This window comes from Streptomyces hazeniae, assembly GCF_031845485.1.
GTDB classification, from domain to species: Bacteria; Actinomycetota; Actinomycetes; order Streptomycetales; family Streptomycetaceae; genus Streptomyces; species Streptomyces hazeniae.
The window spans coordinates 1-2,924 of the sequence record NZ_JAVREQ010000054.1 but is presented as its reverse complement, the minus strand read 5'-3'; the positions used below and the strand labels follow the sequence as shown (position 1 = coordinate 2,924).

Genomic DNA, 2,924 nt, shown 5'->3' with positions numbered 1-2,924 from the left:
TCCCGGTGGAGTCACCCGTCAGGGTGAACCATGCACACAGGGTGGCGAAACGGGGTTACTGTCGGCGGAGACATCCAGACAAGTCGGCCCCCGGCCAGGATTGCAGTCCCGGACGCGAGGGCCTCACCAACAAGGAAGCTGAACCCTTCCCCATGGCTACTGCGCAGCTTAGCGCGCCGGTATCCGGCGCCATCCATGTCCGGACACGCCTGTCCGGGAACTTCACCATCCTGGCCAACCGCCTCGCCCGACGGCCCGGCAGCGCCGTCACCGTAGGCGTCGCCCTCTACATCAACTCCATGCCCGACGGCACCCCCGTCACCATCGAAGCCCTCCAGAAGCACTTCACCGAGGGCGAGACCGTCATCAGCCGCGCCCTGCGCGAACTGGAGGCCGACGGCTGGCTCGAACGCCGCATCCTGCGCGGCCCCGGCGGACGCTTCGTCACCCGCACCTACGTCTACACCCTCCCCGAACTCGCCCACCACGACGACACCCAAGCGCCCCCGACCTCTTCCGCGCCCTCGGCGGAACCGGCACCACCCTGCGTGGATGCGGCAACCTCGTTGCCCTCGCCACGCACGCCCCAGCCCACCGCGCCGCCCGCACACCCCAGGCCGCCAGCGCCAGCCACCCCCGAAGCAGTCGCGCTCCTCAACGCACTCGGCACACACGACCCCCGACTGGCCCTCTCCCGCCGCGAGATCGCGCGCCTCGCACCGGGTGTCGACGCCTGGCTGGACTCCGGAGTCCGTCCCGCCCGCATCACCCGCACCCTCACGGGCGACCTCCCCGAAAGCTTCCGCACCCGCCCGGCCGCCGTCCTCGCCTGGCGCCTCGCCGAACTCCAGCCCGCACCCAGCCCCGAACCCCCACCACCCGCCCCGACCGTCGCCCCGCTCCGGAACTGCCCCGACTGCGACCGCGCCCACCGCAGCCCCACCCCCGGCCCCTGCCCCCTTTGCGCCCACCACCGTCGCCATCCCTCCCCCCACGCGGCCGACGACGACCCTCCTGCCACTGCTGTCGCAGCCGGTCGCCCTCAGCGCGCCTCCGCCGAGGCTTCCGCCTCTCGCCGTTGCTGACGGCGTCCGGAGGGACGCCATTTCGCCTGTCGGAGGCGCATTCCCAGCACGGTGCAGAGAGCCACGGCGACGATGACAACCTGGACAAGCTCCTTGCCGCCTCCGCCGACCGGGAAGGCCGCCGCCACCGCCGCTGCCAGCACCGCCAGCCCCAGCCACAGCACCGCGCCGAGGCGGGGCCGTGGCGGGCGAACAGCCCCGGATCCCAGTTGCGGCACCGCCGGGCACGATTCCGGAGCGACCGCTCCCAGGGCCTGCCCCTGAGCGATCGGCCAGTCCGGCTTCCGGGGCATCCAGCCGCGCACGTACCGCGCCTCGTCACCACCGCCGACCATGAGAACGGCGGGCAGCATCTCCCCCTTGCGTCCCGGCCGTTCACGTGGCGGCTCGCCGTTCCGCGGTCGTTCCCAGTACAGCCATGCGGTGCGGCCGTACAGCACATCGGCGAGATGCTCCACGTCGACATGGCGACTGACGTACAGCAACCGCTCGCCGTCCTGGGCCGTCAGCCGCAGCCCGACCCCCAACTCCCTCCGTCCTTCGGGCGCCGTGCCGCTCAGGGTTACCGCGAGCGCCTGCACACCGCCATCGCGTAGGGCGTCCGTCAGAGTCTCATCCCCGCTGTACGGCTTGCCCCGACGCCAGAGCAAAAGAGCCAGGCCCGTCACTGCGGTGACAGCACAGAGGCCCAGCAGCACACCTGACGGGCGTACGGTGCCGCTCCGCAGCGCCACCAGTTCGTCGCGTGTCGCGGTCAGGTGGGCCTCCTCCCGACCGGGGCGGTAGAGCGCCCAGAGCGTGCCGTTCGGCCGTACCTGTTCGGAAGTCTTGATCGTGCCGCGCAGGGGAGTGTCCTGGCCGTCGGCCGCTGCATCGGCGAGGGTGACCGAGACGGTCGACGTGTACGTCGTCCCTCCGCCGCGTACGGGGCTGGAACTCTGCGCCCTCACCTCGGTGACCGTCACCGGGGCGATGCGTGCCGATCCGGCGCGCGCGTCCGCGAGCTGAGGCGTCACGTGCTGTGCGGAGCCGAAGAGGAGGAGGGCTGCCGACACCAGGACGAGCAGCACACCGAGGTGCCTTCGTTGCGCGCGATCCGGCCACCAGTCACCCGTCGGCCGCAGACCCGTCGGTGCCGAGGGCGCCGGTGACGTGGGCGGCTCCGGGTCCGTCGCCGTGCCCTGGCGTGTGCCCACCCAGGACACCACGAGCCCGAGCGCCGACACCGCCATGCACGCCAGTACGTCCCATCGAGGGGCAGGCTCGACATAGCGCAGCAGCAGGGACGCCAGGACACCCGCGAGGCCGCCCCACTGCAACACGCCGCCGACGTCATACGCCTTGATGGTCATAGCACCCGCCCGGCTTCGGAAACGATTTCACCGCGTCGAGACTTCCGTCGAATGCGGTTGTCGGCGAGCCTTCGAACGAAGTGACATCGACGACATAAATGAAGAGCTGACGCAAATTCGGTTATGTCAGGCATCGGGCATCCACTGTCTGCATCAGGTACAGGATCCCATGCTGCGTGTCGACTGTGACGTGGGTCCCGCGCCCCAAAGCCCGTCCTCCCGGCCATGTTGCTGTCAACCGGCAGCGCCTGCCCGCTGTCGGACATGCACGGGCAGCGTCCTAGAGTTGAGGGTCGCTGAGGGGGGTCACCTCAGCCGGGTACGGCAGTTGACACTCTGGGGCTCACACGAGGGGGAGCATGAACCGTGCCGGGGTCGGTGGAGGCTCTATGGACTGGCTCCAGCCGCCGGTTGCGGCTGGTGCTGAGCGTAGTAGGTGGCTTCGCATTCGGCGGGCGGGATGTCGCCGATCGCGGTGTGGATGCGG

2 protein-coding genes are annotated in these 2,924 nt (G+C 70.6%); one reads left to right on the top strand and one right to left on the bottom strand.

Features of this window, described 5'->3' with window-relative positions; genetic code table 11:
* The first annotated feature begins 152 nt into the window (after positions 1–152).
* On the top strand, positions 153–1,085 hold the full coding sequence (locus RM572_RS28480; RefSeq protein WP_311676261.1) for a hypothetical protein: 933 nt from the start codon (positions 153–155) through the stop codon (positions 1,083–1,085).
* Here RM572_RS28480 and RM572_RS28475 read toward each other — a convergent pair.
* Positions 1,043–2,437 carry a hypothetical protein gene (locus tag RM572_RS28475; RefSeq protein ID WP_311676260.1) on the bottom strand — a complete coding sequence of 465 codons (1,395 nt, stop codon included), beginning with the start codon at positions 2,435–2,437 and terminating at the stop codon, positions 1,043–1,045. The genes RM572_RS28480 and RM572_RS28475 overlap by 43 nt on opposite strands.
* Between the last annotated feature and the right edge of the window lie 487 nt (positions 2,438–2,924).

Excerpts from the sequence above, each read along its gene's own strand:
- RM572_RS28475 (WP_311676260.1), bottom strand. The coding sequence starts at position 2,437 with ATGACCATCAAGGCGTATGACGTCGGCGGCGTGTTGCAGTGGGGCGGC.
- RM572_RS28480 (WP_311676261.1), top strand. The coding sequence starts at position 153 with ATGGCTACTGCGCAGCTTAGCGCGCCGGTATCCGGCGCCATCCATGTC.